The 743-nt window shown below is 70.1% G+C and carries 1 protein-coding gene; it reads right to left on the bottom strand.

Annotation, left to right across the window (positions count from 1 at the left end; translation table 11 throughout):
- On the bottom strand, positions 1-743 hold a 743-nt coding region (gene metK, locus IEY17_RS25030; protein WP_188991942.1), incomplete at both ends, for a methionine adenosyltransferase.

Genomic DNA, 743 nt, shown 5'->3' with positions numbered 1-743 from the left:
ATCTTGAGCGGGTCGACGTTCTCGGTGCCGAAGGTCTCCACGAACAGCCCGACCGGGGCGGCCTTGCCGATCGCGTAGGCCACCTGCACCTCGAGACGACTGGCCAGACCGGCGGCCACCGCGTTCTTCGCCACCCACCGCATCGCGTAGGCAGCCGAGCGGTCCACCTTCGACGGGTCCTTACCGGAGAACGCACCCCCACCGTGACGGGCCATGCCACCGTAGGTGTCGACGATGATCTTGCGGCCGGTCAGACCGGCGTCACCCATCGGACCGCCGACCACGAAACGGCCGGTCGGGTTGACCAGCAGCCGCAGGTCGGTGGTGTCCAGCTCCAGCGGCTCGAGCTCCGGGCCCACCACGTGCTCGCGCACGTCCACCGCGAGCATCGAGTCCAGGTCGATGTCGGCGGCGTGCTGGGTGGACAGCACCACGGTGTCCAGCCGCACCGGCTGGTCCCCGGCGTACTCGATGGTCACCTGCGTCTTGCCGTCCGGCCGCAGGTACGGCAGCACGCCGTCCTTACGGACCCTGGTCAGCCGCCGGGACAACCGGTGCGCCAGCGCGATCGGCAGCGGCATGAACTCCGGCGTGTCGTCGCAGGCGTAGCCGAACATCAGGCCCTGGTCACCGGCGCCCTGCTTGGCGATCTCGTCGATCACGCCCTCGACGCGGGTCTCGTGCGCGACGTCCACGCCCTGCGCGATGTCCGGCGACTGCGACCCGATCGCCACGTTCACGCC

Origin of the sequence: Saccharopolyspora thermophila (assembly GCF_014646075.1) — a bacterium.
Taxonomy (GTDB): domain Bacteria; phylum Actinomycetota; class Actinomycetes; order Mycobacteriales; family Pseudonocardiaceae; genus Saccharopolyspora; species Saccharopolyspora thermophila.
Note: the sequence above shows the minus strand (reverse complement) of the source record. Positions and strands in the feature narration are given on the sequence as shown.